The organism is Arthrobacter sp. Soil_N43, from assembly GCF_057655195.1.
Genome location: NZ_JBDGML010000078.1, coordinates 1 through 5238, shown reverse-complemented (window position 1 = coordinate 5238; position 5238 = coordinate 1). Strand labels below are relative to the sequence as shown.

Annotated in this window: 2 protein-coding genes and 1 rRNA gene; all 3 read left to right on the top strand. The window is 67.1% G+C overall.

Features of this window, described 5'->3' with window-relative positions; genetic code table 11:
* Positions 1-141: 141 nt before the first annotated feature.
* The 3 genes from rrf (at position 142) to AC3A3W_RS08825 (ending at position 4969) form a co-directional block, all read left to right on the top strand.
* A 5S ribosomal RNA gene (gene rrf / locus AC3A3W_RS08835) occupies positions 142-258 on the top strand.
* 447 nt (positions 259-705) lie between these two features.
* Complete coding sequence (locus AC3A3W_RS08830; RefSeq protein ID WP_487442013.1) at positions 706-1854, top strand: LacI family DNA-binding transcriptional regulator; 1149 nt, start codon at positions 706-708, stop codon at positions 1852-1854.
* A gap of 103 nt (positions 1855-1957) precedes the next feature.
* A complete protein-coding gene (locus AC3A3W_RS08825; RefSeq protein ID WP_487442011.1) occupies positions 1958-4969 on the top strand; it encodes a glycoside hydrolase family 2 TIM barrel-domain containing protein in 3012 nt (1003 codons plus the stop codon).
* The last annotated feature ends 269 nt before the right edge of the window (positions 4970-5238 follow it).

The window sequence follows — 5238 nt, the reverse complement described above, 5'->3', positions numbered from 1 at the left end:
AACCAACAAACCCGTCCACGGGCACGTTGCGTCAAGGAACCGACAACTGAATAACAACACCACACCTGCCTTAACCGGCAGGAACATGTTGTAACACCAGATTTCCCAACCCCCACACCAAGGGGGACCGGGTAACAGGGTTACGGCGGTCATAGCGTGGGGGAAACGCCCGGTCCCATTCCGAACCCGGAAGCTAAGACCCACAGCGCCGATGGTACTGCACCCGGGGGGGTGTGGGAGAGTAGGTCACCGCCGGACAACCATTAGGTCGAGAGCCCCAACCACACGGTTGGGGCTCTCCCGCATTTAAAACCACCCCCACCCCCACCGACGCCCCCACACACGGACGCCCCCACACATACTGCGGCAGCTGACTGGACGCTCCCTCACTACCCGCCGCCTTCCAGGGCACGCCCCCTCACATACTCGCGGCAGCTGAGCGGACGCTCCCACACATTCTGCGGCAGCTGAGTGGACGCTCCCTCACATACTGCGGCAGCTGAGTGCACGCCCCCCGCCCCCCAAGCCCGGCCCAGGCACCCCACCCGCCACACCGCCGTCGTACCCCGCAACAACCGAGGAAACGTCCCGTGATGACCCGGCGACAAGTGAGGGAGCGTCGCCGGGGGAGCGACGCAAAGTGAGGGAGGGTTCCGCTGTAGGGGCCGACCAGCGGAGTTGGTACGGCATCTAGACTTACCAACTATGACTCCACCTTCCGGCGATGCTCCTTCCGGCGATGCTTCGTCCGTCCGCGGTCCGGGCGCTTCGTCCGGCCGCGGTCCGGGCGCCTCTTCCGGACCGGCGAAGCGCGCCACCATCCTTGATGTGGCCGCGGCTGCCGGTGTCTCACGGCAAACTGTTACCCGCGCCATGAACGCCATGCCGGGCATCCGTCCGGAAACGCGTCGGCGGGTCCAGGACCTCGCACGGGAACTGGGATACACGCCCAGCCGCTTTGCCAAGGGGCTCGTCCAGGGGGCGAGGACGTCGGTGGGTCTTGCGATTCCGGATCTCACCAACCCGTACTACCCGGCATTTGCCTCCAGCGTGGTGGAGCTTGCCACCCAGCGAGGCTGGCACGTCGTCATGGATGACTATGGACATGGCGGAGCGACTGGAGCCGAATCGGTGGAACGCCTCGCTCCCCAGGTGGACGCCGTGATCGGATACCTGGGGGACGCCGCGGATGAAGCACAGGCCATCCTTGGCCGCCGCCCCCTGGTGGTTCTCGACCAGCCGGCGGGGTCAGCCTCAGGCCGGGTTTCCTTCGACTACGGGCATGCCGCGCAAGCCGCCCTCGAGCATCTGCAGGCCAGAGGCTGCCGCCACCTCGCGTACATCGACCGGGCGGATTCGGCGGCTGGCCGGGCCACTGTAGCGTCCGGGCATTCAGGAGAAGGAGGGCATGCACCCGGCTCCGCGCCGGAAGTTGTGACTGCCCGCGGCCAGGCCTTTGCCCGCAGCGCCGCTGCTGCCGGCGTCGAGCTGGCGGTGTCCGTCTCCCCCGAATCGGCAGCGGAAGCCCGCCAAGTGACGGGGCGACTGCTCGAGGAGCACCCCCGCACAGACGGGATAGTGGTGTTCAACGACCTTATGGCGGCGGGTGCACTCAAGGCCCTTGCGGAGTCGGGCCGCGCTGTCCCTGCGGACTGTGCCGTGATCGGCATGGACGGCATCCCGCTCGGCGAGCTGCTCACGCCGGAGCTGACCACCCTCGCACTGGACCTGCGTGAGGTGGGGAGGGCCGCCGTCGAACTTCTGGACGGCTTGCTCACGGTCTCCATTGAGCCGGGCGGACCGGGCTCGGAGCTGGTGCTCCGGCACCGACTGGTGCTGCGCCAGTCGGCCTGAGAGGACGGGCGCACCCCCTACCCAAATGGCTCCCATCCCAGTAGTCTTGAACGGATTCGTGAACGTTCACGAAAGCAATCCAGAGCCCACGCAGGGGACCAACATGTCACTCGATTCATCCACCGCGCCCGTCGATTCACGGCGGGCAGCATCCGCCGGCCGCTCCCTGGACGCCGGGGCGAATGAGGTCCGGGAGCTCGAATCGGTAGCGCCGGCCGAGGGAGCGCTTCCGGCACGCGCGTACCTCCACAGCGATGCGCCCCGCATTGTCCTGAACGGCACTTGGAAGTTCCGGCTTCACGGCGGCGCCAGGCTGGCCCCTGCGGACGGCTGGCAGCAGGGCCAGAACCTGTCTGGCTTCGGGGACCTGCCGGTGCCCTCCAGCTGGCCGATGCATGGCCACGGGGCGCCTTGGTACACGAATGTGCAGTATCCCTTTGCGGTTGAACCGCCGCACGTTCCGGATGTGAACCCCATCGGCGACCACGTCGTGGAGTTCGACGCCGGATCCGAATTCTTTCCGCGGGCGGTTCTGCGCTTTGACGGCATCGAATCCGCCGGCACCGTGTGGCTCAACGGGACCCGGCTCGGAACAACCCGCGGCAGCCGCCTGGCTCACGAGTTTGACGTCACCGACATCCTGGTCCCGGGACGTAACACCCTGGCGGTGCGCGTCGCCCAGTTCTCGGCGGCCAGCTACTTGGAGGACCAGGACATGTGGTGGCTGCCGGGCATCTTCCGCGATGTCACGCTGCAGGCGCGCCCTCACAACGGCATCGACGACGTCTTTGTCCATGCCGGCTACCACCACCTCACCGGCGAAGGGATCCTCAAGGTGGAGGCGACCCGGGCCGGGGAGGCGATTGACGCCGTCGTACGCCTCCCCGAGCTGGAACTGGAGCTGGCCGCTGGAACCGAGCAGGTCATCCCGGGGGTTCACCCCTGGTCGGCCGAACTGCCGCGACTGTACGAGGCCACGGTGAGCACCGCCGGGGAGACCGTGAACCTTCGTGTTGGCTTCCGCACCATCACCATCGAGGACGCCCAGTTCAAGGTCAACGGCCAACGGATCCTGCTCCGCGGCGTGAACCGCCACGAACACGATCCGCGGCTCGGGCGGGCGGTGCCGCACGAGGTCATGGAGCGCGAACTCCGCCTGATGAAGCAGCACAACATCAACGCCATCCGCACATCGCACTACCCGCCGCACCCGGAGTTCCTGGCCCTCGCGGACCGGCTCGGTTTCTACGTGATGCTGGAATGCGATCTGGAGACTCACGGCTTCGAAAGCGCCGGCTGGAAGCAGAACCCGAGCGACGACCCGCAGTGGGAGCCGGCGCTGCTGGACAGGATGCGGCGCACTGTGGAACGGGACAAAAACCACGCCTCGGTGATCATGTGGTCGCTGGGGAACGAGTCCGGCACCGGGCGCAACCTCGCGGCGATGTCCCGCTGGACGAAGCACCGTGACCCGTCCCGGCCCATCCACTACGAGGGCGACTGGAGTTCGCCCTACGTGGACGTCTACTCACGGATGTATGCGGACCATGCAGAAACGGCGCTGATCGGCCAGGGGATTGAGCGGGCACTGGACGATCCCGGGCTGGATGCCCGCCGCCGCGCCATGCCGTTTGTCCTGTGCGAATACGTGCACGCAATGGGCGCCGGCCCGGGCGGCATGACCGAGTATCAGGAGCTCTTCGACCGGTACCCGCGGCTCATGGGCGGTTTTGTCTGGGAATGGCTGGAGCACGGCATCACCCGTACCGATGATGACGGCCGCGAGTACTTCGCCTACGGAGGCGACTTCGGTGAGGAAATTCACGACGGCAACTTCGTTACCGATGGCCTCGTGGACGCAGACCGCCAGCCGAGGCCGGGGCTGCTGGATTTCAAAAAGGTCATTGAGCCGCTGGCCATCACCGTCGCGGATGACTGGACCAGCTTCACCGTCGCCAGCAAATTCGACTTCGCGGACTCTTCCGCCCTCCGGTTCCGCTACGCAGTGGAGGCCGACGGCGGCACTCTCGACGGCGGTCCGGTGGAGGTTGCGCCGTTGGCACCCCACAGCGAATCCACCGTTGCGCTGCCGGCGGGGCTGACAGCCCTGGCCGGCGACGCGGCTTCGGTGCTGACCGTCCGGGCCGAACTGGCAGAGGAAACCGAATGGGCCGGGGCCGGGCATGAGGTCGCGTGGGGCCAGGCACTTCTCAATCCTCCTGAGGCCGTCCGCGTTCCTGCCACCGTAGCCGTAGTCGAGGCGGGAACTGATGAGCTGCGGCTGGGGCCGGCTGCTTTCTCCAGGACCTCCGGAGCGCTGACCCGCCTGGGCGGACTGCCGGTGGATGATTTCAGGCTCGTGCTGTGGCGCGCCCCGACGGACAACGACCGCGGGGTGGACTGGTGGGGGGACCCCGAAGCCCCGACTCTCGCGCAGCGATGGCTCGGAGCAGGACTCAACCGGCTGCACTCCCGGCTTATTGGCATATCGGCCGTGCAGGATGCCGAGGGAGGCGAGGCCTTGGAGGTCCGGACGCGCGTCGGCATAGCGGACAAGCAGTACGGCGTGTTCGTGGACTACACCTGGACCAGCGACGGCGGACGGCTCGGCCTGCACACCCGCCTGCGCCCTGACGGGGAATGGACCGATAGGGGACGCGACGTACCCTGGGCGCGGATCGGCCTGGAGCTCGTTCTTGCCGCCGAAGCCCGGCATGCCGACTGGTTCGGCCTAGGGCCCCATCAGGCGTATCCGGACACCGGGCAAGGCGCGCGTCAAGGCTGGCACTCACTGCCCGTCGCCGACCTGGCAGTGGACTATGTCCGCCCGCAGGAGTCCGGCGCCCGCGCAGCCGTGCTCAGCGCAACCCTGAAGCTGGACGGCGGCAATCTGGCCGTGAGCGGGGAACCCTTCGCGCTGACAGCCAGGCAGTACAGCCAAGCGGCACTGGATGCCGCGAATCATCAGCCGGACCTGGTGCCGGACGGCCGCACCTACCTCTATCTCGACCACGTCCAGCGGGGAGTGGGAACTGGGGCCTGCGGTCCCGGCGTGCTGGAGGCCTACCTGGTCCCCCAGCGGGAGGTTGAGTTCACCTTGGTCTTCGAGACCTGATCGACCTCGGCCGACTGTGACGCGCTCCATAGTGGTCGAATAGCCCCGAACCCGTCCGGCAGACCTGCATGAAGCCGTTCAAATCCCCGTAAACCCGGGGTTTTTGATCCCTCCCGCTGGGGTGCCCAGGTGGGTTTGCGGTGGGGGTTGGGTGGGTGTATTGTTTTCTAAGTCGCCGAGAGGGGGCCGGCGGGAAGCTGGTTACCGGAGGCGGCCAAATCCCCTTCTGAACAGCCTGTGAATGGTTCGCTTGTTTGGCGTGCCGGTTG